This window comes from Inquilinus ginsengisoli (assembly GCF_050434925.1).
GTDB classification, from domain to species: domain Bacteria; phylum Pseudomonadota; class Alphaproteobacteria; order DSM-16000; family Inquilinaceae; genus Inquilinus; species Inquilinus ginsengisoli_B.
Map to the genome: position 1 here is coordinate 4700201 of NZ_JBNDJK010000001.1, position 26564 is coordinate 4726764.

The 26564-nt window shown below is 64.7% G+C and carries 30 protein-coding genes and 1 tRNA gene; 18 read left to right on the forward strand and 13 right to left on the reverse strand.

The window, feature by feature from the left end:
- Nucleotides 1-7: 7 nt before the first annotated feature.
- From QFZ27_RS22440 to QFZ27_RS22455, 4 genes are all read right to left on the reverse strand, one after another.
- The gene (locus tag QFZ27_RS22440) at nucleotides 8-1645 is read right to left on the reverse strand and encodes a hypothetical protein (RefSeq protein WP_429228671.1); all 1638 of its coding nucleotides are present in this window, start codon (nucleotides 1643-1645) and stop codon (nucleotides 8-10) included.
- A gap of 151 nt (nucleotides 1646-1796) precedes the next feature.
- Nucleotides 1797-2453, reverse strand: a complete 657-nt coding sequence (locus QFZ27_RS22445) for a response regulator transcription factor (RefSeq protein WP_429228672.1) — start codon at nucleotides 2451-2453, stop codon at nucleotides 1797-1799.
- Nucleotides 2454-2520: 67 nt separating this feature from the next.
- The gene (locus tag QFZ27_RS22450; protein WP_429228673.1) at nucleotides 2521-4188 is read right to left on the reverse strand and encodes an MFS transporter; all 1668 of its coding nucleotides are present in this window, start codon (nucleotides 4186-4188) and stop codon (nucleotides 2521-2523) included.
- Between the two features lie 126 nt (nucleotides 4189-4314).
- A complete protein-coding gene (locus tag QFZ27_RS22455) occupies nucleotides 4315-4731 on the reverse strand; it encodes an SRPBCC family protein (RefSeq protein WP_429228674.1) in 417 nt (138 codons plus the stop codon).
- Between the two features lie 172 nt (nucleotides 4732-4903).
- Between QFZ27_RS22455 and QFZ27_RS22460 the strand changes: the two genes are divergently transcribed.
- Complete coding sequence (locus tag QFZ27_RS22460) at nucleotides 4904-5233, forward strand: hypothetical protein (protein ID WP_429228675.1); 330 nt, start codon at nucleotides 4904-4906, stop codon at nucleotides 5231-5233.
- Nucleotides 5234-5243: 10 nt separating this feature from the next.
- Here QFZ27_RS22460 and QFZ27_RS22465 read toward each other — a convergent pair whose 3' ends face one another.
- From QFZ27_RS22465 to QFZ27_RS22475, 3 genes are all read right to left on the reverse strand, one after another.
- Nucleotides 5244-5714 (reverse strand): GFA family protein, encoded by a 471-nt coding sequence (locus QFZ27_RS22465; RefSeq protein ID WP_429228676.1) that lies wholly within the window; start codon nucleotides 5712-5714, stop codon nucleotides 5244-5246.
- A gap of 46 nt (nucleotides 5715-5760) precedes the next feature.
- On the reverse strand, nucleotides 5761-6837 hold the full coding sequence (locus QFZ27_RS22470) for a type I restriction endonuclease (RefSeq protein ID WP_429228677.1): 1077 nt from the start codon (nucleotides 6835-6837) through the stop codon (nucleotides 5761-5763).
- Between the two features lie 115 nt (nucleotides 6838-6952).
- The gene (locus tag QFZ27_RS22475) at nucleotides 6953-7198 is read right to left on the reverse strand and encodes a GIY-YIG nuclease family protein (RefSeq protein ID WP_429232481.1); all 246 of its coding nucleotides are present in this window, start codon (nucleotides 7196-7198) and stop codon (nucleotides 6953-6955) included.
- 276 nt (nucleotides 7199-7474) lie between these two features.
- On the opposite strand from QFZ27_RS22475, the gene QFZ27_RS22480 reads away from it, so the two are divergent.
- The 12 genes from QFZ27_RS22480 (at nucleotide 7475) to QFZ27_RS22535 (ending at nucleotide 17527) form a co-directional block, all read left to right on the forward strand.
- Nucleotides 7475-8824 carry a tyrosine-type recombinase/integrase gene (locus tag QFZ27_RS22480; RefSeq protein ID WP_429228678.1) on the forward strand — a complete coding sequence of 450 codons (1350 nt, stop codon included), beginning with the start codon at nucleotides 7475-7477 and terminating at the stop codon, nucleotides 8822-8824.
- Nucleotides 8825-8920: 96 nt separating this feature from the next.
- Nucleotides 8921-9121 (forward strand): helix-turn-helix domain-containing protein, encoded by a 201-nt coding sequence (locus QFZ27_RS22485; protein WP_429228679.1) that lies wholly within the window; start codon nucleotides 8921-8923, stop codon nucleotides 9119-9121.
- 124 nt (nucleotides 9122-9245) lie between these two features.
- Nucleotides 9246-9941 carry a hypothetical protein gene (locus QFZ27_RS22490; protein WP_429228680.1) on the forward strand — a complete coding sequence of 232 codons (696 nt, stop codon included), beginning with the start codon at nucleotides 9246-9248 and terminating at the stop codon, nucleotides 9939-9941.
- Nucleotides 9938-11089: an AAA family ATPase gene (locus tag QFZ27_RS22495; protein ID WP_429228681.1), complete on the forward strand. Its 1152-nt coding sequence runs from the start codon at nucleotides 9938-9940 to the stop codon at nucleotides 11087-11089. The genes QFZ27_RS22490 and QFZ27_RS22495 overlap by 4 nt, the downstream gene beginning before the upstream one ends.
- Nucleotides 11090-11321: 232 nt before the next feature.
- Nucleotides 11322-11585 carry a hypothetical protein gene (locus QFZ27_RS22500; protein ID WP_429228683.1) on the forward strand — a complete coding sequence of 88 codons (264 nt, stop codon included), beginning with the start codon at nucleotides 11322-11324 and terminating at the stop codon, nucleotides 11583-11585.
- Between the two features lie 214 nt (nucleotides 11586-11799).
- Nucleotides 11800-12219, forward strand: a complete 420-nt coding sequence (locus QFZ27_RS22505) for a hypothetical protein (protein ID WP_429228684.1) — start codon at nucleotides 11800-11802, stop codon at nucleotides 12217-12219.
- 143 nt (nucleotides 12220-12362) lie between these two features.
- Nucleotides 12363-12554 (forward strand): hypothetical protein, encoded by a 192-nt coding sequence (locus tag QFZ27_RS22510; RefSeq protein WP_429228685.1) that lies wholly within the window; start codon nucleotides 12363-12365, stop codon nucleotides 12552-12554.
- Nucleotides 12536-12802: a hypothetical protein gene (locus QFZ27_RS22515; protein WP_429228686.1), complete on the forward strand. Its 267-nt coding sequence runs from the start codon at nucleotides 12536-12538 to the stop codon at nucleotides 12800-12802. Before QFZ27_RS22510 ends, QFZ27_RS22515 begins: the two co-directional genes overlap by 19 nt.
- An 83-nt stretch (nucleotides 12803-12885) precedes the next feature.
- Nucleotides 12886-13710 carry a hypothetical protein gene (locus QFZ27_RS22520; RefSeq protein ID WP_429228687.1) on the forward strand — a complete coding sequence of 275 codons (825 nt, stop codon included), beginning with the start codon at nucleotides 12886-12888 and terminating at the stop codon, nucleotides 13708-13710.
- Nucleotides 13707-14309 carry a hypothetical protein gene (locus QFZ27_RS22525; RefSeq protein ID WP_429228688.1) on the forward strand — a complete coding sequence of 201 codons (603 nt, stop codon included), beginning with the start codon at nucleotides 13707-13709 and terminating at the stop codon, nucleotides 14307-14309. The genes QFZ27_RS22520 and QFZ27_RS22525 overlap by 4 nt, the downstream gene beginning before the upstream one ends.
- Before the next feature lie 118 nt (nucleotides 14310-14427).
- A complete protein-coding gene (locus tag QFZ27_RS22530; RefSeq protein ID WP_429228689.1) occupies nucleotides 14428-14649 on the forward strand; it encodes a hypothetical protein in 222 nt (73 codons plus the stop codon).
- A 13-nt stretch (nucleotides 14650-14662) separates the two neighbouring features.
- Nucleotides 14663-17527, forward strand: coding sequence for a phage tail tip lysozyme (locus tag QFZ27_RS22535; protein ID WP_429228690.1), 2865 nt, complete (start codon nucleotides 14663-14665; stop codon nucleotides 17525-17527).
- A gap of 70 nt (nucleotides 17528-17597) precedes the next feature.
- Here the strand turns inward: QFZ27_RS22535 and QFZ27_RS22540 are convergent, their stop codons facing one another.
- The gene (locus tag QFZ27_RS22540) at nucleotides 17598-17792 is read right to left on the reverse strand and encodes a hypothetical protein (protein WP_429228691.1); all 195 of its coding nucleotides are present in this window, start codon (nucleotides 17790-17792) and stop codon (nucleotides 17598-17600) included.
- 285 nt (nucleotides 17793-18077) lie between these two features.
- On the opposite strand from QFZ27_RS22540, the gene QFZ27_RS22545 reads away from it, so the two are divergent.
- From QFZ27_RS22545 to QFZ27_RS22555, 3 genes are all read left to right on the forward strand, one after another.
- Nucleotides 18078-18746: a hypothetical protein gene (locus QFZ27_RS22545; protein ID WP_429228692.1), complete on the forward strand. Its 669-nt coding sequence runs from the start codon at nucleotides 18078-18080 to the stop codon at nucleotides 18744-18746.
- Nucleotides 18746-18922, forward strand: coding sequence for a hypothetical protein (locus QFZ27_RS22550; protein ID WP_429228693.1), 177 nt, complete (start codon nucleotides 18746-18748; stop codon nucleotides 18920-18922). The genes QFZ27_RS22545 and QFZ27_RS22550 overlap by 1 nt, the downstream gene beginning before the upstream one ends.
- Before the next feature lie 221 nt (nucleotides 18923-19143).
- Nucleotides 19144-20349 carry a hypothetical protein gene (locus tag QFZ27_RS22555; RefSeq protein ID WP_429228694.1) on the forward strand — a complete coding sequence of 402 codons (1206 nt, stop codon included), beginning with the start codon at nucleotides 19144-19146 and terminating at the stop codon, nucleotides 20347-20349.
- A gap of 595 nt (nucleotides 20350-20944) precedes the next feature.
- Here the strand turns inward: QFZ27_RS22555 and QFZ27_RS22560 are convergent.
- The 5 genes from QFZ27_RS22560 to QFZ27_RS22580 form a co-directional block, all read right to left on the reverse strand.
- Complete coding sequence (locus QFZ27_RS22560) at nucleotides 20945-21466, reverse strand: hypothetical protein (protein WP_429228695.1); 522 nt, start codon at nucleotides 21464-21466, stop codon at nucleotides 20945-20947.
- A complete protein-coding gene (locus tag QFZ27_RS22565; protein WP_429228696.1) occupies nucleotides 21453-22916 on the reverse strand; it encodes an HD domain-containing protein in 1464 nt (487 codons plus the stop codon). Before QFZ27_RS22565 ends, QFZ27_RS22560 begins: the two co-directional genes overlap by 14 nt.
- A gap of 186 nt (nucleotides 22917-23102) precedes the next feature.
- Nucleotides 23103-23294: a hypothetical protein gene (locus QFZ27_RS22570; RefSeq protein WP_429228697.1), complete on the reverse strand. Its 192-nt coding sequence runs from the start codon at nucleotides 23292-23294 to the stop codon at nucleotides 23103-23105.
- A 33-nt stretch (nucleotides 23295-23327) separates the two neighbouring features.
- The gene (locus tag QFZ27_RS22575; protein WP_429228698.1) at nucleotides 23328-23540 is read right to left on the reverse strand and encodes a hypothetical protein; all 213 of its coding nucleotides are present in this window, start codon (nucleotides 23538-23540) and stop codon (nucleotides 23328-23330) included.
- Between the two features lie 442 nt (nucleotides 23541-23982).
- Nucleotides 23983-24075, reverse strand: a tRNA-Ser gene (locus tag QFZ27_RS22580).
- Nucleotides 24076-24494: 419 nt separating this feature from the next.
- On the opposite strand from QFZ27_RS22580, the gene QFZ27_RS22585 reads away from it, so the two are divergent.
- Complete coding sequence (locus QFZ27_RS22585) at nucleotides 24495-25277, forward strand: arginine deiminase family protein (RefSeq protein ID WP_429228699.1); 783 nt, start codon at nucleotides 24495-24497, stop codon at nucleotides 25275-25277.
- Between the two features lie 74 nt (nucleotides 25278-25351).
- A complete protein-coding gene (locus tag QFZ27_RS22590) occupies nucleotides 25352-26557 on the forward strand; it encodes a glycosyltransferase family 4 protein (RefSeq protein WP_429228700.1) in 1206 nt (401 codons plus the stop codon).
- The last annotated feature ends 7 nt before the right edge of the window (nucleotides 26558-26564 follow it).

Consider the following 26564-nt stretch of genomic DNA (forward strand, 5'->3'; position numbering starts at 1 on the left):
GGTCGTCTCACGCCGCGAGGCTTGCGATCAGCACCGCGCGCGTATCGTCGTCGTCCTCATTGGCGGCAGCCGTCATCAGCAGCTGCAGCAGATCCGGCTCCATGGCCCCCAGGTTCCCGCCTTCGCCGAAACCGCCGAAGGCAATGATCTTCTGCTCCGGGTCCTCGACGCCGATGGCGATATGGACGACCGTCTCCTGCAGGTCCCGTTCCAGAGACCCCGCGCCTCGGCCGAGCTTTCCGGCCGCGGCCGCGCGCATGGGTTCCAGGGTCAGCCCGTCGGCACAGGTGACGAGCGTCTCCTGCTCCTCTCGTGCCAGCGTTCCAAGGCGGGGACCGAATCCTCCGATCGCGCTGGCGAGAAACATCTCTCCTCTTGCCTCGTGGGTGACGGGATCCTCGCGTTCCGTGGATTTCCTGACGAGGTCCTTCAGATCGTCCGGCTCCAGCGCCGCGCCCTTGCCGAGGCCGCCGATGGCCTTGCCTTGGCAAACCTCATCGCTCATCGCGTAGACGGCCGTGACCACTCGCTTCGCTTGCGCCGCTGTCAGCGGCGGCACCGTCAGATAGGGGCCGAGCCTGTCCACGGCCTCCGCCAGCGACGCGTCGTCCATGGTGCAGACAGCATCGACAAGAGTCGCCAGCTGTTTCGGCTGCAGCGCCGTCAGGCTCGGGCCGAAGCCCCCGATCGCCTTTCCTCGGGACAGATTGTCCAGAAGCTTGACGGCCTTGTTGAAGACGAGGTCCCGGTTGGTCTCCGTCAGGGCTGCCGCGCCCGCTCCGATTCCGGCGAGCGCGTCGGCGCAATGCTCCTCCAGGCTGAACCCGATCGCGGCCTGCACGATCTCGTCCTGCCGCTCGGGGACTGCTGCCAGACCCGGACCGAGGCCCCCGATCGCTGCTGCTCTGGGCCCGTCATCGGGTATGGCATTGAGGACGGTATCGACGACGTCCGTCTTCAACTCCGTCAGCGCCGACAGGCCACGGCCAAAGCTGCCGAGGGCCTCCGCGCGGTTCCAAGGGTTCCGGATCTTTTCGGCGGCGCCGAAAAGGAGCTTCTGTTGATCGGACGACAAGCAATCGAGGGTCCGCGTCAGCCGGGTGATCACGTTCTTGTCGATCAGCATGTAGTCTTCGTCGGTGCCGTCCGGCCGCATCCCCAGCAGCCCGGTCCAACCGTCCTGGACCCTCCGGCACTTTGCCAGCTTCTGCTTCAGGTCCGTATCGTCCGAAGCCCCGATGGCGCGCTCCAGACTCGCATCCGTCCCGGCCTGGCGAAACAGCTCGATGGGCGAGAGCATGCTGGCGAGGTTCAGAGCCAATATGCCGGGATCAGGCTGCTCGGGAGGGGAGCCGGGATTCCCGGACGCTGCCGGGGTCTGCAGCCCGGAGATGCTCAGGGACTCCAGCTCGGTGGACGGGGTTTCCAGCCCACCGTCGTCATCCTGGTCGTTGGGGTCCGTGCCGAACCCTCCGAATGTCGAAGGATGATCGTCGATGTCTCCAGTCCCGGCCGCAGGGCCGATCGCTGTTTCGGCGAAGAAGGACTCCGTTGCAGCTGGATCCGTCCGGGCGACGATGATCAGCCACTCGGAGAGGCTCTCGCCATCCTCGGAAGGGCGCCTGCGGCCCGGCGTTTCGGCCATAGCTCAACTCCGACACTGTCTGCCGCCGAATTCTCCTGCGACGTCTGCCCCAGTGTTCGGACTCGCGGCCGGGCGTCAATGCGATCGGGCATGCCTTTCAGCTATGGCGGCATGTCGAGAGTCCAGGCTCCCGCCCTCGCGCCAACCTCCATCAGTGGCCGGTTGGCTCAATGACGCCGAGCTGGCGCACGGCGATCACCGCCTGGGTCCGGTTCTGGACCCCGAGTTTGCGGAAGATCTGCGACAGATGGGCCTTCACCGTGGCCTCGGTGATCGACATCTCGAAGGCGATCTGCTTGCTCAGCTTGCCTTCGGTGAGCAAGGCCAGGACGCGCAGCTGCTGCGGCGTCAGCTCGGCCACGCGGCGGCTCAGCTCGCTGCGCCCCGGCGCATCGGCGGCCGGGGCGGTCGCAGCCTCGGGGAACCAGACGCCGCCGCCCAGCACGCTTTCGATGGCGTCGCCGATCTCCGCCAGCGGCGTCGATTTCGGCAGGTAGCCGGAGGCGCCGAACTCCATCGCCTGGCGCATAACGGCCGGCTCTTCATTGGCCGAGACCATGATCACCGGGACGGCGGGGAAGGCGGCGCGCAGCGAGGCCAGGCCGGTGAAGCCGTTCATGCCGGGCATCGACAGGTCGAGCAGCAGCAGGTCGACGATGCGGTCGCCGAGAACGGCCAGGACCTCGGGGAAGCTGCCGGCCTGGATCACGTCAGGGGCGGGCGCCATCACCTCCGCCAGGGTCTCGGCCAAGGCGCGGCGCACCAGCGGGTGGTCGTCGGCGATCAGAACGACGGTCGCATCAGTCATATCGGTCCAAAGAAAGAAGGCCGCGCCATTCTGGGCGCGGCCTTCGGGCCGATACAAGTTTTCCGGATCAGTTGTCCCGGATATCGACGTGCCGGGTGTCGCGCACGAACAGGGTGCCGACGACCAAGGTGATGCCGGCGATGATGATCGGGTACCACAGGCCGCTGTAGATGTTGCCGGTGCCGGCCACGATGGCGAAGGCGGTCGCCGGCAGGAAGCCGCCGAACCAGCCATTGCCGATGTGGTAGGGCAGCGACATCGAGGTGTAGCGGATGCGGGTCGGGAACATCTCCACCAGCAGCGCCGCGATCGGGCCGTAGACCATGGTGACGTAGAGCACCAGCACGAACAGGATCAGCCACACCATGAAGTGGTTGATCTGCGCCGGATCGGCCGAGGGCGGGTAGCCCGCGGTCTTCAGCGCGTCGCCCAGGCCCTTGGTGAAGGCGGGGCCCGCCGTCGCCGCATCCGCCGCGGTAGCGTCATAGGCGGTGATCCGGGTGCTGCCGACGTCGATCTCGGCCTTCGACCCGGCGGGCGCGGCCTCATTGCTGTAGGGCACGCCGGCCTTGACCAGCGCGGCCTTGGCGATGTCGCAGGAACTGGTGAACTTGGACGTGCCGACCGGGTTGAACTGCACGCTGCATTCGGCCGGGTCGGCGATCACCTTCACCGGCGACGACGCCTGGGCCGCCTCCAGCGCCGGATTGGCGTAGTGGGTCAGGGCCTGGAACAGCGGGAAGTAGGTCAGGATCGCCAGCAGGCAGCCGGCCATGATGATCGGCTTGCGCCCGATCTTGTCGGACAGGGCGCCGAACACCAGGAAGAACGGCGTGGCGACCAGCAGCGCCGCGGCCACCAGCAGGTTGGCGGTCGTGGCGTCGACCTTCAGCGTGTTGGTCAGGAACAAGAGCGAGTAGAACTGGCCGCAGTACCAGACCACGGCCTGGCCGGCGGTCAGGCCGAACAGGGCCAGCACCACCAGCTTCAGGTTGCCGCGGCGGGCGAAGGATTCGGTCAGCGGCGCCTTGGAGCCCTTGCCCTCGGCTTTCATCTGCTGGAACAGCGGTGATTCGTTGAGCTGCAGCCGGATCCAGATCGAGACCACCAGCAGCACGATCGAGACCAGGAACGGGATGCGCCAGCCCCAGGCGTCGAAGGTCGCGGCATCCATCGACATGCGGCAGGCCAGGATGACGATCAGCGACAGGAACAGGCCCAGCGTCGCGGTGGTCTGGATCCAGGCGGTGTAGAAGCCGCGCTTGCCGTTGGGGGCATGCTCGGCGACATAGGTCGCGGCGCCGCCGTATTCGCCGCCCAGCGCCAGGCCCTGCGCCAGCCGCAGCAGGATCAGGATCACAGGTGCTGCGATGCCGATCGCCTCGTAGCCGGGCAGGAAGCCTACCGCCGAGGTCGACACGCCCATGATCACGATGGTGACCAGGAAGGTGTATTTGCGGCCGACCAGGTCACCGAGGCGGCCGAACACCAGTGCGCCGAACGGCCGGACGAAGAAGCCGGCGGCGAAGGCCAGCAAGGTGAAGATGAAGGCTGCGGTCGGGTTGACGCCGGAGAAGAAGTTCTTGGCGATCGACGTGGCGAGCGCGCCATAGAGGTAGAAGTCATACCACTCGAACACCGTCCCCAGCGACGATGCGAATATGACCTTCCGTTCCTCGGCTCTGGTGAGGGTTCGTAGCGGTGTTCGAAGCTCGGCACCTGACACGGCAGTCATCGGCGCATCCTCCCTGTTCATTGTGGCCGGCGCGCCGATTTTTGTGAGGGCGAACGCCCCTATAGTACGACGCGCTATCGTGCAACTTTAACAGCCGCGCCGTCGCGGGACGTATTCGACGTTCGTCTATGCGCCGGGCTGCCGGGTTTCCAGCACCCGCTTCAGCGTCGCCAGGTCGCGCTCGACCCATTCGGCATCGGCGGCGAAGCGGGCGTCGTCCATCTCCGGCAGGCGGAACAGGTGGAACGTCACCTCGCTGCCGCCGCCATTGGCCAGCACCCGTATCGGCAGGGCGATCTCGGGCCCGCTCGGCGGAATCACCCAGTGGTCGGCGATGCGGAACGGGTTGGGCGGGGTGAAGCGGACCTGCACGGTCCCCTCCGGCGTGTCGGCGACCCAGCCGTCGCCGTCGCGCTCGAGCGAATCGGCGAGGCCGCTGGCCCATTGCATGAAGTTCTCGGGGATCGAGAGGAAGGCATAGACGGCGTCAGGGTCGCGGTCGATCCAGACGCTGAGGGTGCGGGAGGAAAGGGCTCGGCTCATGACGGACTCCATGGTCGATGTCCCGGCAGTCTGCGCCCTGCCGCGCCGCGCGGCTTGAACGAAACGGACAGTTCCCGAATTGTTCCTTTTGCTGGACTCCCTGTCGCGTTCGCACTATGTTCTCTCCGTCGGGCCGCGAGGCGTCGCGGCCCCGGACGAAGGAGATCCGGAAATGGCGGTCACGCGGGAAGTCCGGGAACGGGATGGTCTGAAGCTCTACCGCAACACACTGTCGCGGCGGCTGCTGGCGGCGGAGGGCCCGGCGGCGCTGCTGCAGGCGGCGCTGCGCGAGTTCCCCGACCTGCTCGGCTTCGACCTGTGGCGGCACCCGTCCGGCGCCCTGATGCTGTGCCGCACCGACAACCGCCCGGCGGCGCTGGCCAAGGACAAGGCCTGGGCCGCGGCGCGCCCCGACCTGCTGTTCGCCCCGGCGCCGGTGGAACTCCCGGTGGCGGCGCTGCCGCGCGGGATGGGCGAGGGCGCCCAGCCGGCCTTCGCCTGAGAGCGGCGGGTCAACCGCCCAGGGCTTTGCGCCGGCGGTCCAGGCTGGCGTGGGGCCAGAGCGTCTCCATCTCGTAGTAGACCTCGAAGGCGGGGACGCCTTCCGGCAGCACCACCCAGGGCAGCTTCGACCGGGTGAAGATGTGGACGTCGGGCGGCAGCGCCGTCGGGTCGTCCAGCGTGCCGACCCGAACGAAGCGGATCTGGGTGCGGCCGCCATAGGTGCTCCACAGCGCCGTGCGGCAGGCGGGGCAGCGGTGGATGACGTGCGGCTCGCCGCTGTCGGTCGGCACGGCGACGAGTTCCGGCTCGCCCGACAGCAGCTCGACCCGGTCTGCCTCGATCAGGGCGTTGAGCACGAAGGCGCTGCCCGTCTGCCGCTGGCAGTCGCAGCAGTGGCAGCAATGCACGACCATCGGCGGCGACAGCAGCCGGTACCGCACGGATCCGCAGGCGCAGCGGCCTTCAAGCGTGCGTGGCATCCTTGGCTCTCCGGCCGACTGATAACGTGGTTGCCAGAAGAGGTTATCAGGCTTGAGATCGCACTGGAATGCTCGGATCCAACTCCCGAATCCGCGCCTCGATCTGGCTCATATACTGGTAGATCTCGGTCAGATCAGAGAGCGAATGCCTGGTCTCATCCTTGCCGTCGAACAGCCCAAGGTGCTTGGTTGTCACCCCATTAAAGTGCAGCCGAGCGACGGTCTTGCGATTGTTGTCGTCCAGCAACACGGCGCAGTAGGATTTCGCATCTCTGATCACGACGCGCTTTGGGTGGATAAGTCGCGAGGCGATTGCTTGAATAATGTGAAAGCCTGAAACTTCTTCCTGTGTTGTCATCACAGCCTCTTCGTCTGAGTTGCCGTCAACAACGTCAGGAATTTCAGGAGCTGCGGCATTAAGGGCCGAGGAAAGTCGTTCATTTACCAAATCACGGATCAGGCTGGAAATCACCGCCGGCAGTACTTTGCTGAAGCTTTCCTTGATTGCTGGTGTTAGCCGTCCGCCGTAAACGCGTGATGCCAGTATGCGGACGAGATCCTCTGAAGGTTCGTTGAACTCCCTTTCCAGCTCTCTTCTGAGCTGGGATTGCATCTTCAGGTTGACGGCTTCTTGAACGATTTGATCGATATCGAAAGAGGATTTCCCAAATTTTTCAAGGATCTTTGCATCCGATGGTTTGATCGCTTCTATAGAAAACGTATAGAATGGCTTTTCGTCCATTTTATTGGGGCGATCTACATCTGAGTAAAAATGATACACAACACCATTCGTCAGGATGGCCAATCTGGCATCCGTGACGCTAAAGTATCGGAAGAGTTGGCTCGCATGGTTGAGGCTCAACTCCGCGCTGGAAGGTTTGCATTCGATCAGAATCGAAATTTTTCTATCCATGCAAATGGCATAATCAACCTTCTCGCCTTTCTTGGTTCCAACATCCGCAGTAAACTCCGGTACAACCTCTCCAGGGTTGAATACATCGTAACCCAGCGCCTGAATGAATGGCATAACAAGGGCCGTCTTCGCTGCTTCCTCAGTCAGTAAAATTTCTCTATGGGCGTTGACTTTTTTCTGAAGATCGACAAGGCGAGTGCTAAGGTCCATTACTTCCTCCCTATTGATATCAATTTACTTAAATAACGAATATTCTTCATGGCACGATCGGAGCGCGGTGCTCACCGCACGACGTCAATAGACGATCGAGGTGGTCGATATGCGTTCAGGCCTCAATCCACCATGAAGGATACTGCCACAAGCGCTTGTTGGCGAAAGTGTGACCAGATACCGACTTGAGATAGCGCTCAAAAGCTTCTGCCTTGGCTCGATTGCTAAACGCGATCGTCAACCGCCATGGCTTGAATTTTGAAGTGTGGATCGACGTTCCTGAATTGTGGTCTTGAAGACGCTGCTTGAGGCCCGCGGTCACTCCGACGTAGCGCTGACCCTGTGTTGAAATGCTTTCGATAAGCTAGACATGAAACATCGGCGGCCCTCCTTCGCTGAAGCTACGGAGGGCATCCTGGTTCGCGATGAGGAGAGGCGACAGTCCTGCGAGGCGCGTGAGCGCGAAGCTGAATGGCGGAGGGGAAGACCGCCTAACCAATGTCCACGGCCGTCCACGGCCGTCCAAAAAACCAAAGCTACCCCAATAGGTTATGGTTTCCGTTGTCCATGCCTGTTCACGCCCGTCTATCGCTATCCACATTCGACATGTACACTGAGTCGAATGCTGGAGGTGGTGATGAAAGACAAATTGTCGGCGGTCCAGGTGCGCAGGCTGAAGGAGCCAGGCCGCTACTCGGATGGCAACGGCCTTTATCTGCAGGTCAGAAGCGCCGAGCAAAAATCCTACCTTTTCAGGTACATGAGGAATGGCAACGCGCACTGGATGGGGCTTGGCCCGGCTGACATCCTCGATCTGAAGGACGCACGCGAAAAAGCGCGGGGGATGCGTCGACTTCTGCTCGATGGCATTGATCCGTTGGAGCACAAGAGGGCCGAGCGCGCCAAGGCCGTTGCTGATGCCGCCAAAGTCGTCACCTTCAAGGAGGCGGCCAAGCGCTATATCGCGAAGTTCGAGCCGACCTGGAAGAACCCGAAGCATCGGCAGCAGTGGAAAAATACGCTGGAGCAGTACGCCTATCCGGCAATTGGCGCCCTCGATGTGGCCGCGATCGACACACCGGCCGTGCGGCGGGTCATCACTGACGAGTTCTGGACCAGGGTGCCCGAGACCGCGAGCCGGCTCCGCGGTCGGCTGGAGACCGTGCTGGACTATGCTGCCGCCGAGAATTGGCGGCCACAGGGGCTCAACCCCGCCGCCTGGAAAGGCTGCCTGGAGCCGCTGCTGCCGAAGGTCGAGAAGACGAAGCGGGCCAAGCGGCAGCAGAACGGCGGCGGAGACGGGCATTTCCCGGCGCTGCCCTATCCGCAGATCGGCGCCTTCATCACCAAGCTCAGGGCCAAGAACGGTGTCGCCGCCCGGGCGCTTGAGTACACCATTCTGACTGCTGCTCGCTCGAACGAGACCTACGGCGCCCGGTGGCCAGAGATCGATCTCGACGCCGCGCTCTGGACTGTGCCGGGCGACAAGATGAAGGGCGAGCGCGAGCATGTCGTGCCGCTATCCGAGGCAGCCCTCGCGGTGCTGCGCGAGATGCTGGAGCTGCGCGACGCCAAACACGGCGACTACGTCTTCCCCGGCGGCAAGAAGGGGCGGGGGTTGAGCAACATGGCCATGGCCAAGGTCATTCGCGACCTGAACGAGGTGCCCGAGGGCCAGCCGAAACCGTGGGTCGATCCGAAGATGGGCGGTCGCGGTGCCACGGTTCACGGCATGAGGAGCTGTTTCCGGGACTGGGCCGGTGAGACCACCGGCTATCCAGTCGAGGTGGCGGAGGCGGCGCTGGCGCACGGCATCAAGGACAAGGCGCGGGCCGCCTATGAGCGCGGCGCCAAGCTCGACAAGCGCCGCTGGATGATGGCTGACTGGGCGGCCTTTTGTGCACTTCCGAGCAGAGAGCCCGGCGCCTCGGGTGAGGCCGACGCGAATATTCTTCAGTTCAATCAAGCGCCTACGGCTGCGGGGTAGCCGGCAAAAAAAACATTGAGATCGTTCCTTTGAGGGGGGATTCGGCATGCATATAATCGGAGGCCTGGATTCACTCGCACGCATTGGAGTGCACCTTTGTCCACGGCATCCTCCGACATTCAGCAGCCGATCTCAGTCACCGTCGAAACCGCCATTGCGATCTCCGGATTGAGCCGCGGGACGATCTACAAGCTGATCAACGAACGCAGCCTTCAGTCACGGCTCAAGGCCGGCCGGCGATTGGTGCTGTTCTCGTCCCTCAAGTCGTACCTTGAGGCCGACGACAAGGCCGCCTGAAACGCGAAACGCCACCCGTGTGACCGGATGGCGTCGCTGATACATGGGCGAAGTTAGGAACAATCCATTGTAGCAGCACGCGGTTCCGGGCGCTAGGGCGGCTTACATAGGAGGCACCGCCGTGATGGCGACGCCCGTCTCTCGACAGACCAATCCCGCCCACTACCCGCGTGACCACCGCATGACAAGCTCGCCCGAACTATCGGGTGCGGCACAGGTCGACTCATGCCTCATCGAGCTCGTCAATCACATTGACGAGATGGGCGACGCCGACCCGTTCCGCATAGGTGACCTTGAAATCGAGTTTGCGGCCGCAGTGGCAGCCGTTCGGCGCAATGACGTCTCGCTGGCCTGGTTGAAGGCATCTCCGGCGGCGCCGGGGCTTGCCGCAACCGGCTTCGGCTTCGCGACCGTCCGGATATTCGATGGAATGTGGTCGCCTGGGAATGACGTCGGCCGGCCGTTCTTGATCCTGCCGACATACGACCGGGGTGTTCTGGCCGATCTATTCGCATTCAGCCCTCGGGCTCCGGCAAGCATCTGGCCGCGACGTGGTGGTTTGGATTGGCTCAACCCCGATGCAGTGACCGCAGCTCAGGGGGGATGGTCCATCCGGCTGTATGAGACGGCGTGGGGATGGCTTTGCGCCGGGGCGCCTCCCGACGGCGCTGTGCCCTTGCAGGATTCGGCAATGGCTGCCCTGCAGAGATCCGGACCGATCGAGTGCGAAACTCCGCAACTGGCCCGTCGCCTACGCGCTGCGATCACTAGCGCCTACGAGCGCCGGATGCCGGGCATCACAGTGCGGCAGGCGGCATGAACGCCGTATCGCATCCCGATGTGCCGCCGTATTCCGACGACATTCCCTTTGCCGTGCCGAAGGATACCCGGGCGCCGGCGCTCGACGTACCGAAGCTCCGTGTCATCAATCCCGCGCATTGGGAAGGCGTCGCGATCCCGGCTCGGGAGTGGATCGTGCCAAACCTGCTCCCTGCGAAGACCGTGAGCATGCTGTCGGGGGACGGCGCCACGGGCAAATCGCTTCTCGCGATGCAGCTCTGTGTCGCTCGCGCCATAGGCAGCGATTGGATCGGCACCGCTCCGGAACCGGGTCGCTCTTTGTACGTCTCGGCCGAGGACGACGCCGACGAGATGCACCGCCGGCTCGAGGCCATCCGCGCTTTCCGCGGCGTCCGCTGGTCCGATCTGTCCGACCTGCGGCTTGTCGACCTGGTCGGCGAGAATGCGGTTCTGGGCGAGCTCTCGGAACGCGGGGGAACCATCCAGGCGACGCTACTGTATGAGGCGGTCGCTGCCGAGGTTGCGGCGTTCGGCCCGACCCTGGTGGTCATCGACACGCTGGCCGACGCCTTCAGCGGCGACGAGAACCACCGATCGCAGGTTCGGCAGTTCATCAGCCTCATGAAGGGTATGGCCCGCGCACATGAGACAGCGGTGCTGATCCTGTCGCACCCGTCGCTCACCGGCATGGCGTCCGGCTCCGGGTCATCGGGCAGCACGTCATGGAACAACACGGTTCGAAGCCGGCTCTATTTCGAGCGCGCGAAGGCACAGGACGGCACAGAGCCGGATCCGGACGTGCGGACCCTCACGACCAAGAAGGCCAACTATGGCCGCTCCGGCGACGTTCTGACCGTGCGCTGGCGGGATGGGATCTTCGTGCCTCTGGATGGCATCGACGGCCTTGACGCCATGGCACGCGCTCGGAAGGCCGAGGACACGTTCTTGCGGCTGTTGGGCCGGCTCACGGAGCAGGGGATGAACGTGTCAGCCAACAATGGTCCCACGCACGCTCCAACGATCTTCGCCCGCCATCCCGACGCTGGAGGGGTGACCAAGCAGGAACTATCGAGGGCGATGATGCACCTTCTGGGTGCAGGGAGCATCCGGATCATGGAGTTCGGGCCCGCCTCAAAGCGTCGTTCGAAGTTGGTTGTCGAGGCATGACGATCATCACCTTCCAACACCCTTCCAACTCAAAAAATGGGCTTCCAACGGGGTCCCAACACCCCTCCCAACACCCTCGTAACCCCCTCCCAACACCCTTCCAACTGCCTCCCAACACCCTTCCTTCCAACCCCCTATATACCCCCGGGCGTTGGAACGCCCCCGAACTGGGGGTTTTCGGGGGCTCAACGCCACTGCGAAGGACATCGGGACCAGCGAAAGGAACGTCGTGATGACGCACCAGGATCACCCTACGGATCGTATCAGCTTGCTCCGCATCGCCATCGGACGTGCTGAGGCTGAGATGGAAGGTCTCCGCAGCCAGGCGGCCGATGAGATCGTGACCGAGTTGGAGACTGGGCAGCGTTCGACCAGGCTGCTGGATATTCGCCATCGCCGGATGGTGCTGCAGGACGATCTGAATGGCCTGCGCGAGGCATTGGATCTTCTGGGCGCCCGCTCGCCGAGCATATCGACAGGGAAGTCAGCCCCGTGATGAGCCTCCTGCGAACAGGAGGGAACAGTGGCTGCCGGCTACCGCCGCGCGCTCCGGATCGCCCCTTAGCAGCCGTTACGCTGCGCACTCGTCAGGCCTCATCCCAATGAGAAACCACGAGAAAACGCCCAACCCCTCCCTCTGAAGGATCGAAGATGCAGCCGCCACGCTCTCAGCCATACGCCCATGTCACGCCTCGCCACCGGACCGTGCCATGACCAGGGCATCGCTACTCGCCCGGGTCGAACGGCTGGAGGCTGATGCCGGGCTGCGCGGCATCGCCGGGCACATCAACTGGATCGCCGCCGCGCCACACCTCGATATCGCCGATGTCCTGGAGCGGCTTCAAATCACCATCGAGGAAGGAACCACCGCTTTTCTGCTGGGGTACGAGAGCGCCATCGAGCCCCGCATCGTCTGTGTCACACCTCACTACAGGGGGCCGGTCGAACCCAGCGAGCCAGTCAGGGATCGGCAGGAATTCTCGGATCGGTGCCGCGCGCTCATCGCCGATCTTGGGTTCAATCGGGCCGCACGCTCGGACGAGTTTCCGACGGCGCTCGCGCGGATCGATCACGATACCGATGAATGGGTTTGGGGGAGCCTCCTTCCGCCTTTATTCGTCAAGAAATAGAGCAAAAATAGCGCGTTAGAGGCGACACGCGGACGCAGTATACTGACCAGCCTACAAGTTGCGTTGCAGAGGTCATGAAAAAGCCCCGCACGAGAGCCCCTCGGATCGGTCGTCTAGATACCGCCGGTGGCGTCATTACCGAGATGGCGAAGGTCTACCGCGAGATGCGCCGGGACGAGCTTTCGCCGGAAACCGGATCGCGTTTCATCTTCGGCCTGAACGTCCTGCGCCAGGCGATCGAGGGCGCGGACCTGGAGCGCAGGCTCGACGAGCTTGAGCGCAAGGCGGGCGCCCCCTCTAGCGTGACGGCAGGGCCATGGCGAAAGCGAGCCTGATGGCGCGCCTGGAGGCGCTAGAAGCCCAGCAGGCAACGCCTCGCCGGGCCTTCGTCCTCGTCGCATCCGATGACGTCGCCGACGAGCGGGCCTACGCCAGGGCCCGCATAGAGCCCACCGAGAGCGATTGCGTGATCCGGATCCGCCGCTACCTCGATGCCGACTATGTGCGGCTGTCCGGGGTCTATCCCATGGACGCTAAGGGGCGGTGGCTCAATCCAGTCCATCTGGAGGAGCACCCGACATGACCGCCCCCACCGGGCGCCCGCGTGGCCGTCCTCGCAAGCGCGTCCTGACGCCTCGCCATCCTCAGCCCGAAAGGCAACCCCGCATGTCCACCGCCGCCCCCGCCACCGTCGACAAGCCGGCGCACGCCGAGCGCGACCGGCTCAACGCCCTGATGGCCGACGTGAAGGGGCAGGTCGAGGCCAAGCAGGCCGAGTTGGCCGGGCTCGACCTGGCGCAGACCGCCGCGCGCGTTGCCCGGCGCCGAGCGATAGCCGACCTGCACAGCGAGCTCGAGGAGATCCAGGTGCGCTTGGACGGCCTCCAGCCGGCGATCGGCGCCGAGATTGCGGCGGAGCAGTATCACCGAAAGGTCGCCCAGTTCGAGCAGGCGCTTGCGCTCCAGGACGAGCGCCGCGCGGCAGCCTCCGAGATCGATGACGCGCTCGCCGTGCTCATCGATCGGTACGACCGGATGAAGCGGCTGGCGCGGGAAATCCACACCCTGACGGGTGTCGGTGACGAGCTGCTGGTTGAGGTGCGCCGGCCTGTGCGCGACGAAATTATCATGACCCTCATCCCGGCCGGCATCCTGTCCCATGACGACATCCCATCGGCTTATGGGGGCTTGGTCCACGCTTTCGAGAACGTTTTCTCCTGCGAGCAGGCGGCCGAGGAGCTGGGCGCCAAGATCCGCGACCGCTGGCCGGTGACGCCGGTACGACAGGCGGCTGAGGAGGCGGCCTATCAGGCGATGGCCGAGAAGCAGATCGCCGCGGTGGCCGAGCAGAAGCGCCGCAACGAACTGGCCGCGATGGCGCCGTACATGCTGCCGGCCGACACCGAGCCGCCGCCGCGGCAGCAGCTGAACCGTCATGCGGCCCCGGCTCTGACGATCGACATCGGCTTGCCTCAGGATGGCGACCGATGACCGGGGACGCGCTCGCCGCGCTCTATCCCAGCGCCGCGCCGGCAGAGGCGGCGAAGCTGTCAGAGCCGGCGCCATCGGTGCCGGTAGTCACGACCGCGCCGGTGGTCAAGCCGGGCCCGGCCCCCGCCGATGACCCGGTGCCCGAAAGCGCTGCCGCGACGCTGTACGAGCCGGCTCCGCCTCCGACCCGCGAATATGTCCGCTTCGACGAGCCACCGGCGACGCCCGGGAGCATCAGCTTGGCCGCCCCGTCCGATGAGGGATGGGACCTGACGGCCGAAGGGGACGCGGCCCGGGCGCGCGCAGCCGATGCCATGGTCGCCGCCGGCGCCGGCACGACGTTCGCGCAGGAGGCATGGCGGGACGTGGTCGCCGCATCCCGGCCGGACTATCAGCTAGTCGCCCAGGACGTCGCGCTTGCGCAGCTGCGGCAGGACTGGGGACCGAAGTTCGAGGCCAACGTCGCCGCCGCCCAGCGGCTGGTCCAGGCAGCCGCGCAGAAAGATCCGACCATCGTCTCCTACCTAGAGCAGACCGGCTTGGGGAATGACCCGGCGTTCATCCGGAAACTCGCCGCGCGGGCGGCAAAGATGCGGTGACCGTATGCGAAGACGTAGGCCGGCCCCAAGGCCGCTTGCGGAATTGAGGCCGCCTCTCGCGTTGGAGGGGCGGGTGCGGCGGAGAGATACTCCGCCTTGGGCAGCAAAGGCAGATGGCATGCACACCACGGACCGACTTTGGGGAGCCACCGCGGCGCTGGCGACGGATCAACCGGCGGCTCTCGCCTATCGCTGGGCGAAGCTGGAGGCGTGGGTTCACAACCTGTGCACCGACCTCCCAGAATTCCGCGAGGAGGAGGTTCGCGCGGCCTGTCTGAGAGCGATGGGCCCCGAGGCCGAAGGCCTGCGCGACCTGATCACGCCGACACCACAGGCTTGAGGGGGAACTATCCATGGCAATCCCGACGATCAATGCCCCCCGTGTCGCTCCGGCCGATCAGAGGCTGCCCTACGGCCGCTCCTCTGCGGATCCTGCCGCCTTCGGGGCTCTGGAGGCGCGCGCGCTCGGCGGCCTTGGCGAAGGTATCCAGCGCGCCGCGGCGCAGGCCAGCAACATCGTCATCAGCCAGGCCAGTCTGGCGAATGACAGCATGGGCCGCGACCTGGTCACCAGCGCCGAACAGGGATCGCTCGACGCCTTCGGCAAGTACAGCATGCTCAACGGGCAGGACGCCGTTGCTGGCCTCGATGCTTTCCAAGCGGATCTGAGGCAGCAGCAGTCGCAGACCCTGGCCGCGGCGCCGAATGACGCCGTGCGCCGGTCCATCAAACCCATCCTCGACCAGCAGTTCACGTCGCTGACCGCGAAGGCGGCGCAGCACGCCCGGCAACAGAACCAAGCGTGGGCTGTGGCGTCGGCGACGTCGGCCGCCCAGAGCAGCGCCACGCTCGCCACGTCGTTCGCGGCCGATCCTAGCCTTTACAGCACCTATCTCTCCAACGGGATCCAGGACATTGCGAACCTGTCCCGCCGGCTCGGCGAGGATCCAGAGACTGCGGCCATCCGCCGTCGCCAGTACATTGGCAACACGGTCGCTGCGTCAGTCGGCGTGATGCTAGGCGACGGGGACCCTCTTGGCGCGGCCAAGCTGTTCGAGGCATACCGCGGCGAGATGATGGGGGAGGACGCGGCCCGGATTGGCCAGACGCTGCGCCCCCAAGTGCTCGACGCGCGGGCCGATCAGATTGTGAGCACTGCGATGGCCGGCGGCACGCCGCGCGGCGTGAACAGCTCGCCGGTTTCGGCCATGGCGTTCCAGCATTTCCGCGCCGCGGGATATCCGGAACCGGCGGCGCGGGCGCTTGTCGGGCAGATCATGGCGGAGTCCGGGGGCAACCCGGGCGCAGTCGGCGACGGCGGCACCGCCTTCGGGCTCATGCAGTGGCGTGGCGACCGCCGCGCGGCTCTGGAGGCTTTCGCCGCGCAGAAGGGCACCAGCCCCGCCGATATCGGGACGCAGTTGGAATTCGCGACCTATGAGCTTGCTGGTAGCGAGGCATCGGCCGGCTCGGCGTTGAAGAATGCCACGGACCTGCCAGCAGCACTGGACGCCGCGATCGGGTTTGAGCGCCCGGCCGGATGGTCCGCAGCCAATCCTCGAGGCGGCCACAATTATGAAGGCCGGGCCCAATACGCCAGGGACTTCGACCCGGGCGCGCTGCCCGACCGCCAGAGCGCCACGGCGCAGATCCTGGCCCAAACCGCTGGCGACCCGGACTTGCAGCGCGTCAGCCTCAGCCGGCTCAACAGCGCATGGGCCGCGAACGAGATAGCCTATGGCGTCGATCGCAGCCAGCTTGCGCAGACGGTCAAGGAGACCGATGCGGCCCTGACGTCCGGCCTCACGGTGCCAATCCCGGAGCAGCAGATCCGGGCGACCCTGCCGCCAGTGGAGGCAGAACAGGTCATCGGCGGCCTGAAGAACGCCCAAATTGCTGGCCAGCTCTATCAGAGCATCAAATTCGCTGCACCGGCGGACGTCGCCCAGATGCGGGCGGACCTCGCCGATGGGACCGGGCCGCTGACGGCGGCCATCCGCTCGAATCTCGGCCTAGTCACCGATCCGACGACTGACCTGGTGCCCGCGACCAGCCAGGCCAGAGAATTCGCGGCCCGGCAGGACATACTAAAGACGTTCGATCAGCAGGCCGACCGGAGGGCCAAGGCAATGACGGAGGATCCGGCCGGCTATGCCGTTGCGGACCCGACTGTGCGAGCGGCGGCGGCCACTCTGGAAGCGCAGCCGACCCCGGAGAACTGGGCTAGGTATGCCACGGCGACGACTGCCTTGCAGGAGCGTATTGGCGTGCCCCCCGGCGCCCGCGCGATCCTGCCCAATGCTCGCCGCCAGCAGATCCTAGGCAGGATCGCGACCATGGATCCCAAAACCGTGGCCGACTACATGGCCGGCTTAAAGGCGTCCATGGGTATCGACGTCTGGGCTGAGGCGTTCGCCGACCTGCAACGCGGGCCTGGGGGCCTGCCGTCGCAGTTCGTGGCGCTGGGGCTGATCAACGACATGGCGGCCAGGACGACGTTGACGAATGTCCTGCAGCAGGAGATGACCAAGCCGGGCGTCGTGAAGTCGGCCCTGGAGGACGCCGTCAGCAAGAGCATCGATACGAAGATCGAGAGTGACCTGGCCGAATTCATCGGCACCTTCAGTGTGCTGGCCGGCGGCCAAGCGCACGGCGCCGCCTTTGTGGAGTCCGCCAAGCTTCTGGCCTACGGGCTGGCAACGCAGGGCATGGGGGAGAGCGCGGCGGCCCGGCGGGCTGTCGCGGCAATCGCCGGCCAGTACGACGTGATGGTCTCAACCGGTATGTACAACGCCCTGGCTCCGGCCGGGTTTGGGTCGCATATGGCCGAGGCCAGTGATGTCGTTCGATCGCGGCTGACGGCGGCCGATCTGGCGACGCTGCCGGATCGATCCGGACTCTACTACCCGGAAGACATTGACATGGCGGCCAGGAACAATGCGCGGTGGGGATTGTGGGTCACGTCACCGAGCGGGGACGGCTGGACGCTGGTCGGTGCCGACGGAGCCGTCGCGCGGCGGCGCAATGGGCAGCCGGTGGCCCTGACCTATGACGAGGCCCGGGCGATGGCGACGGTCCACGAGTTCGTTGACGGCGTCGATATCGGCACGCCGATCGAGCAGGCCAAACGTCAGCGTCTACTCCTGCCGGAGAAGCTGCGCGCGCCGCCCCCGAGCATCGCGCCGTTCGGGTTCGGCGAGCCGAAGGACGGCTATTGATGACGGCGATGCCCAGCGGCGGGGATTAGAGCTTTGCGCCCCGGCACGCGAGGCGAATGGCCCAGTCGAACTAGAAGGTTAGCCGAATCTCGACCTCAATAGGGGTGCCGTCTGTATCTACGTGCCATCTTACGGTTTCGACGCGCAGGCTCGAGCCACCGCCGCGATGGTGGAAGGTGACAACTTCGCCCTCGCGCGGAATGGCGGGCCAGTCCGCTTCCTGGCCGTCCTTGGGCAACTCTTCGCTGAAAATCCTAACCTTCATTTCAATTCCCTTTTCTCGAATAGCCACGCTCGACTAGACGCCTAATGGCCTCCGGCCGCGACGGCTTGGGTTCCGGCTGATCCTCGATCCAGGCATCAAGCCGAACCAGTTCCTCGGGCGGCATGCGGACGTTGATCGGCGTCGCGCCGATCTTGGGCCGACCCTTCGATTTTCTAGCGCTAGTTATTGACTTCATGATTATCTGATGCCAGAAATTAGCGAGCCGGGCAAGAGGGTGCCACCTCCCGCCCGGCCCTAACCGCAACCGCACCAGGAGTGCAGGTCATGGCTGATAAACAGAATATCACGGGGAAGTTCCTTTCGCGCCGGACGTTCGGGCTCGCCGCGATCGGCGTGCCGGCGTTGGGCATCCCGATCGCATCGATCGCGGAAAGCCTCACACTCGATCCGGCGGTCGCCGCGTTCGAAGCCTGGAAGAAGGCGGATCAATCTTGGCTCGCAGCATACAAAGCGGTCGATGACGCTGATACGAAGTGGCGACGGGAGAAGCCCGATCTTGCAGAGGTCCGGGTCTTAACGGTGGGGACTGCCTTCGCCGAGAACGAAATCGAGATTGATCGAGCGTTTGCCCCGTTCATTCATTCGCACTTGATGCGTGGCGCCGCCGGCAGGTCCCAGTCCGGTGCCTGGCAGGCCAGAGCCGACGCGCTGAAGACGGAATTGGAGGAACTGCGCCGCCGCCGCGACGCTGACCGCAAAGCTTGCGGCCTCGACGCCCTGGAGGAGGTCGAGGAAGCCGCTATGTTGGCCAAGCACGAGGCGGAGCGCGTTCTTTTTGCTACGCAGGCTACGACAGCAGCCGGCGTTGCATGCAAGCTGCGATCCATCATCGCAATCGAGATGTTCGACGACGACGAAGACGAAAGCGGGGAGGAAAGAGGGCGCCTCGCCGGCGCGCTGGCCGACTTCGCCCGGCTGGTTGAGGTGGGTTGATGCACCAGTCCCTTCGCACCCGCATGGAGGCGGCGGTGGAGCGGCTGATAGCCGCCCTCGATGCCCTGGATGCTCCTGGCGAGGATCTGGAGCCACAGGGCGACGACGAAGCCGTAGATGATCGACCCTGCGACGAGCCGCTCCAGGATATCGAGCCGCCGGAGTTTGCGGCATGAGGAGCCGTCGATAGGACCGATCAGCCTTTTGGGCTGATGGATAGCGGGCAGGCGAGGGCGGCCGGGGCAACTCGGCCGCCCTTCTTTTTGTTGGCAGTGGCCGACTCAATCGGTTGCAGATTTGAGTCGAATCGAACTCTGAAACGCCATATATTGCGGCCTCGATCCTCTCACGACCCCATAGTTAGATCGGGCTCACGCCCTCTCTCGACGAGGTCCAGATGACGGTCGCTCTCCGAGAACGCCTGCTCAATGCGGCGCTGAACGAACATTCCCTGCTTTCGGTGGCCATGGCCGCGGCGCAGTCGGCAGAGGAATGGATCTGCGCAGGAGCGCCGCGGGCGACCCTTCCGACCGCGGAGCCGCAGCGTCAGGCTGACTGCCTGAAACGGCCATCCACATCGCAATCGGAGGACCCCGAGCGCCCTGTGGCGGGAGACCCCGCGACATCTGGTGGGTGGAAGGAAGCAACCTTCTATGCGATCCGCGAGATGTCACAAGCTGGGAAGCCGGTCACCAAGACCACTCTGTCCTCGTACATGCGGATCCCTCTGGGGAACGCAGCCGATCGCCTGCGGCGACTAAGGTTGGCGGGCGAAATCGAAAGGCACGGCCAATACCATGGTGCACATTACAGGCTAGTGGGCGATGGCCCGCTGACGCGGAGCGCGTTCGCAGAGGTCGATCGGGGCAAGGAGACAATGGCCGCATTGCACGCCCTGGTCGGAAGGAAGGAACAGGCCACAACGCTCGCCTTAGCGCGCGCGCTCGGAACGAGCCTCGACCGTGCGAGGCACCGCGTCACGGACCTGCTGCTTCAGGGCAAGGTTCGAAACGTCGGGACATCCACCAAGCACGTGTACTGGCCCGTCGATATCCGCTTCTCCGAGGAGCGCGCGCCCGTCTCCGCGCCCGAGGGGTGGCTCGACCCTGAGCCCGAAACATGGGCAGAGGACCTCATGAAGGTCATTGCCGAGTTTCGCAGCCGCAAGGTGCGCGTCAACCGCCGTCTGATCGAGCAGCGGATGGGCATCTCGCAGGGCGTGGCCTACAAGCGGCTCGACAAGTTGCTTGAGCAGGGCCGGCTGAAGCGATCTGGTGGAGGCAATCGGGTCGAGTACCGCCTGGCCGATGAACCAGCTGACGCGTGGGAAGAGGCAGCCCTTGTCGAAGAGGAGCCTCCGGTGGCACCGGGAGATCCAACGGTCATCTGGAAGGCGGCGCACGACCTCTCGAGACACGGCTTCGAGGTCACGGGCGGGCCCTACGACTTCATCGTTGATGAGCAGCCGCGGGACGGTCGATGGATAGTCGAGACCGCGAACCGGCATCGCATGCGGAACGACGAGCGTCCCTTCCTGCTCGGTGGGCCGCTAGTTTCGCCGGACCGTGAGCAGGGGCGGCACAACGGCAGTGCGCACAGCTAGACCGGCTCCGACCGCGCGCCGCTTGTACGAAGCCCGACCCGGAACATGGTGAGGCGAGACCCGGGTCGGGCCCAGCGCCGAGCAGAGCCGATCAGCGAGCAGCCTCGAGAACCGCTCGATATATCCGCCACGCGACATCCACGTTAACCGGACCAGCCTTGCTCCCGGCGGCGATCATCTTTTCTGTCGGTTTCGAGGGTAATGACCGCCACTCTGCTGGCGTACCAGCTCGTACCGCGACGGGACCAACGGCATACTGCAATTTGTAATCGATGGCGTTCACGCTCATTTCCCCCGGAGGGAACGTCTATGTGGGATGATACATAGCCCAATATTCCTGAAATTGAAATTAATTCGATGCCATGGCCGTGTTGCCCGGCGATCGAGTCGAGCTGGGATGCAGCGATGCCACCATAGCGTGGGTGGCCCGACCCGGAACGTGGTGGGGATAGATCCGGGCCGGGCCTGAGCGCGGGTGACCCCCTAGCGCTGCAGGAATAAGGGCATATGTGCGGCCCGCCCGAAAGGGGTGGCAGCGGTACCCCTAGGCGGGAGTCGCCGTGAAACGAAGAGCCCCGCCGGAGCGGGGCTCACACTATTCCGGCAATTTTGGAAGTGGAATCGGGGTCTGCAAGCCGCGCAGGCTCTCATATGCAACCATCGCCCGCTGTAACCTGCCGTCCCTTGCCTTCTCCGGCTTGCGGCGCCGAGTTTCCTCCCAAGGGTCATCCTTGCGCTCAACAGCAAACAGAAAGGCCGCAGTAGCAGCAAGTTCTAACTCAACGGCATTTAAAAGCTTGGCTTGCTGCGCGAACTCAGACCGCATTTGATCGGCCGCTGCCGCCGGCTGCTTGAGTGTGAAAACCGAATATCGGCCGCCCCAAGCTGCTTGTTTTTCTTCCTCTTCGACATCCCCAAATGCGGCGGCTATATCGATACCGCGAGCCAGATCTTCGCTATATGGCCCAAAATGGTGGTACTCGAATTCGAACTCCTCGCCGAAGCCAGCCAGTTGCATCAGATACGCGATCTTCTGGAGGCGGGTACGCCCAACGAGCTCTCCACCGGCGTCGATGATGATGCGCGTCGCCGCGAGGTGCGGATTACGCGTGGCCATTTGTGCTTCCCCCGATTTCCGTTCTCACTATGTTCTCTACCACTTGGCGTGCCTCTGTGTCATCTCGGAAAACGTAAGCGCGAAAAATCGAGAAGGGTTCCGCGCCTGCGATTACGGGTGACATCTCGGCGACGTCTCCTGGTTCTCCGACCCCCATTCGAATGAGTATCCGGTTCAGCGGCGAATTGGAATCCGCATACCGCTTGTATGGCACCCGCTCATATCTGTCGACGAGGATGCGAGCCGCGCCGTCCGGATCGGCCAACGGCTCAGCCTTTAGTGCTGCCTCGATCTGAGCACAGACGAGCGTCAGGCGTGCTCTCCAGTGTGGCCGAGGCTCATCCTTCTTAATCGGAAGGGCCATCTCCACCTGCCTTCGAATATCGATGCCGGCTGGGAGGTGACGCTCGTAGAGCGCTTTCGCCAACTTTTGAATCTGTGAGTCCTGGGCCTCGATCAGCATCGGAAGGGCACCCCAAAAGACTGCGTCATCCAAGACAAGCGCATGCGCCAATCTGGTTGGGTCCTTAACGAAGCGAATCAGGGGATGATTTGATGCCAAGCCCACTAGAGCTTCCTGACCGTCCAGGCCAAGCCTGAGCATACGACGGACCAATACGCCAAATATCTTCTCAGCGCCTCTAGTTGTTTTGTGCAAGTAAACATTGGGATATAAATGAAAGAGGGAAAGAACATAACTTTCGGCAGTTTGCGCCGCCTTAGGCCCGAGTACGAGTGTCTCAATCGATCCGGTGCCTTCATCGTCAGTGCCAGTCTGAACCGAGCCGATCTCTAAATTAGCCAGTAGCCAGGGAAGATCAAATCCGCTGCTCTGAACACCAGTCATCAGTCTGTCGCGTTGCATATAGTCTAGCCGATCTGCATCAAATTGGCTCGATACTACTGCATCGTAGAGGCTTCCGGGCTCCTTGCTGCCAATTAAGTCGGCAACATCATTAGAAAAACCGCTTCCAAGTTCCGTGTTAAAGACATTTGTTATTTCGCTATCCTTAATTACTGCTTTACTGACATCTTCATGCTTTCCCATATCTAAATTAAAATCTCTAGCAACTTCTTCGAACGCATGGCTGAACATTCCGTGTCCGACGTCATGTACTAACGCGGCAGCGAGAGCCAAGCGAGATTGGTATTCAAGGAATTGCCCCGAAGCATTGCCAACATGACGCTCGATCAATTTCATCAGTGAACGAGCGATGTAGAAGACACCGATGCTATGAGCAAATCGGGTGTGGGTCGCCCCTGGAAAAACGAATTCGGAGAAGCCGAGTTGTCTAATACGCCTCAATCTCTGAAAAGGCGGTTCCTGAATTACGCGCCACAACGTGTGTTCGAATTGACCAGTTCCAAATTCAATGAGGTTGTGTACCGGATCGCGAACCCTTTGTGGTTTAACAGGTGTTATTATCCTTCTTGGTTTTGAGCTTTTCATCGGAGTTCTGCAATCCTTCGACATATTGCGTATGAAAGTAATGCAGTATCGCCGGCATTTCAGAACAGCCGCATTCGCCGCTTGTGCCTGCCATCTGCGAGTGAGAGTTTCAAATACGAGAATTCAACAGTGATAGATTGCTGTTGTCGTCATATCGTGTTCGTTGGATGAGGGGCCGTCAAGCGCTTAGTCCGGCGCGATGCCGGGTCGCCCCTCACTCCCCCTCCCGCCGTTCGGATCATGCTCCTTGCAGTGCCAGACGGTCTCGCCGCGCGGGCCCGGGCTGCCGAAGGCGCCCCAGGCCGTGCAGCCGGCGCGCTCGCAGTAGTGGACCCAGCCGGGGGCGAAGATCTTCGATGGAGGAGGGGCGTCGCTCATCAGTGACCGATAGCGCGGCGGCGGGTGAGTCGGCTAGGCCCTCGGCCTGATCGCCGCCTCGATCGCCTCTTTGGCAGCCTGGCTGACCGGCCCATGATCCTGCGGCTCGGGCCCGTCCTGCCATATGAGCCGGATCACGCCGCGCCGGTCGACCCGGAAGCGCCCGCGATAGTTGGCGGAGCGGATAGTGCCCTCATCGCCGGTGTGCTCGACCGTCCAATCCGACGCATCGCGCCCGCTCGCCACCTCAGCCTCCCGCGTTGTTTCGCCCGGCCTTGCTTGTATGCTGACCGCCATCGGCCTTCGCGCAGGCTTCGGTCGCGGCTCGGACGACATCCGGCGGAAGGACGGATTCAGGCGCGCTGGTCCACTCGATTTGGATGTGGCCATGGCTGTTGCGCGTGAACCAGCCGCGGAGATCGCCACAGCCTACGGTTCCGGTGCCGTGGCCGGTCGGGAGGACGGTCCAGTCGCGCCAGTCGCTACAGTGCTCCATGTCGCTGCAATGGGCGGCGCGGGCGCGGGGTTCCGAGCGGCCCCGACAGGGAGCCGCTGTTGCGGAGACGACTCACCGCCGGTCCGGTGCGTCGAGTCGGGATCGACCGGGCTTGCATGTGTGCGCTGATATGTAGGCCAAGATTTCTGTCTGGCAATTTATCGCGTAAAAACAGCTACTTACAGCGATAAATGGCGGAGGGAAAGGGATTCGAACCCTCGATACGGCTCAACACCGTATACCCGCTTTCCAGGCGAGCGCCTTCAACCACTCGGCCACCCCTCCGCTGGAGGCGCCGACAATAGCCATGAGGGTCGGGCTCGGCAAGCGGAGTTGTGGGGGATCGTGAACGGCGCGGGCAATCGCTTGAAGCGCCTCCGGCAGCGGATGGGGGACGGTCCGATTGCCTCTCCCGCAAGCGGGACCTTTTCAGAATTCCCAACACCGTCATTGCGAGCGCAGCGAAGCAATCCATGCAGCCGCTCGTGCGGGACGATGGATTGCTTCGTCGGCTTCGCCTCCTCGCAATGACGGTGAGGGATGGACGTTCTGAAAAGGTCCCGCTTGCGGGAGGGGCAAATGCAAGGCCTCCGACGTCGCGCTGCCTTCAAGCGATTGCCTGGTGAACGTCGCTTCCGGCATGGTCGGCCGCCGGCCCTCACGCTAGACTCGGCGTCGCAAAACAGGGAAGCGGGAGACAAAAAATGGCCGAGGTGTTCCGGTTCGATCGCGCCCTGGCGCGCCAGCCTGCCGGGTCCGCGGTGGACGGGCTGCGCGCCGTCGACCGGGGCGCGCCCGACATGGCCCGGTTCCGGGCCGAGCACGCCGCCTATGTCGCGGCGCTGGAGCAGGCGGGCGTGGCGGTTGAGGTGCTGCCGCCGCTCGAGGGCTTCCCCGATTCCGTCTTCGTCGAGGATCCGGCGCTGACCTTCCCCGAGGGCGCCATCCTGCTGCGCCCCGGCGCGCCGTCGCGGCTGGGCGAGGCGGCGGAGATCGCCGCGGCCCTGACCGCGCGGTTCGAGCAGGTGCTGGCGCTGGAGGCCGGCTTCGCCGAGGGCGGCGATGTGCTGGTGACGCCGCGCGCCGTCATGATCGGCCTGTCCGCCCGCACCGATGCCCGCGGCGCCGGCGCGCTGGCGGCGCTGCTGGCCGAGCTCGGCCGCAAGGCCGAGGTGGTGACGCCGCCGCCCGGCGTGCTGCACTTCAAGACCGCCTGCTCGCTGCTCGACAGCGAGACGGTGCTGGCGACCGAGGCGCTGGCCGGCTTCTTCCCCGGGATGCGCGTGGTGCGGGTGCCGGAGGGGGAGGACGCGGCCGCCAATGCGCTTCGGGTCAACGATGTCGTCCTGGTCGGCGCCGCCTTCCCGCGCACCGCCGAGGCGCTCGACCGGCTCGGCTACCGGGTGGTGCCGCTGCAGGTCGAGGAGACCGGCAAGCTCGACGCCGGCCTGTCCTGCATGTCGCTGCGCTGGCGCAGCCCTGCCTGACGATCCGGGCGATGGCGCGCCTCCGGCCGCTGAGGTAGGGTGCGCGCCCTGTTTGCCCGGTACCATCGGATCCCGTGACCGCTCAACTCCTGCCCCATGACGACGCAGCCGACGCGTCCCCGGTCGATCTGCGCGGACGCACCATCCTGCAGGTGCTGCCGGCGCTCGGCACCGGCGGGGCGGAGCGCGGCTGCGTCGACGTCGCCGCGGCGATCGAGGCGGCGGGCGGCAAGGCGCTGGTCGCCTCGGCCGGCGGCGCCATGCTGCGCGACCTGGCGCGGGCCGGGGCCGAGCATGTCGCGCTGCCGCTGGCCGGCAAGAACCCGGTCACGATCTGGCGCAACATTCGCCGGCTCGAGGCGCTGATCCGCGACCGCGGGGTCGACCTGGTGCATGCCCGCAGCCGCGCCCCGGCCTGGAGCGCCCATGCCGCCTGCCGGCGCCGGGGCATCCCCTTCGTCACCACCGTGCACGCGCCCTACAACCAGCACAGCGCGGCCAAGCGGCTGTACAATGCGATCATGGGGCGCGGCGACCGGGTGATCGCCATCTCCGACTACGTCGCCCGTTATATCGTCGACAGCTACGGCACCGATCCGGCGCGGATCCGCACCATCCCGCGCGGCGTCGACCTGCGGCAATTCGCGATCGCGGCGGTCTCGGCCGAGCGGATGATCAAGCTGGCCCGCGCCTGGCGAGTGCCGGACGACCGACCGGTGGTGCTGATGCCGGGGCGCCTGACCCGGTGGAAGGGCCAGACCGTGGTGATCGACGCGCTGGCCCGGCTCGGCCGGCAGGACCTGTGCTGCCTGATCGTCGGCAGCGACCAGGGCCGCAGCGGTTATCGGAAGGAACTGCTCGACCGGATCGCGGCGAAGGGGCTGAACGGCGTGGTGCAGCTGGTCGACCACTGCGACGACATGCCGGCCGCCTATATGCTGTCGGACGTGGTGGTGCATGCCTCGACCGATCCCGAAGGCTTCGGCCGCGTGGTGGTGGAGGCGATGGCGCTGGGCCGGCCGGTGATCGCCACCAATATCGGCGCACCGCCCGAGCTGGTGGCCGAGGGCGAGACCGGCTGGCTGGTGCCGCCGAACGACCCCGACGCCCTGGCCGCCGCCATCGACCATGCGCTGTCGCTGACGCCGGAGGAGCGCGGGTGGATGGCGGACCGGGCGATCGCCACGGTCGCGGCGCATTACACCAAGGAGGCGATGACGGGCTCGACCCTGGCGGTCTACCGGGAGCTGTTGGGCGCGCCTGCCGCGGCCGAGGGCTGAGGAGATC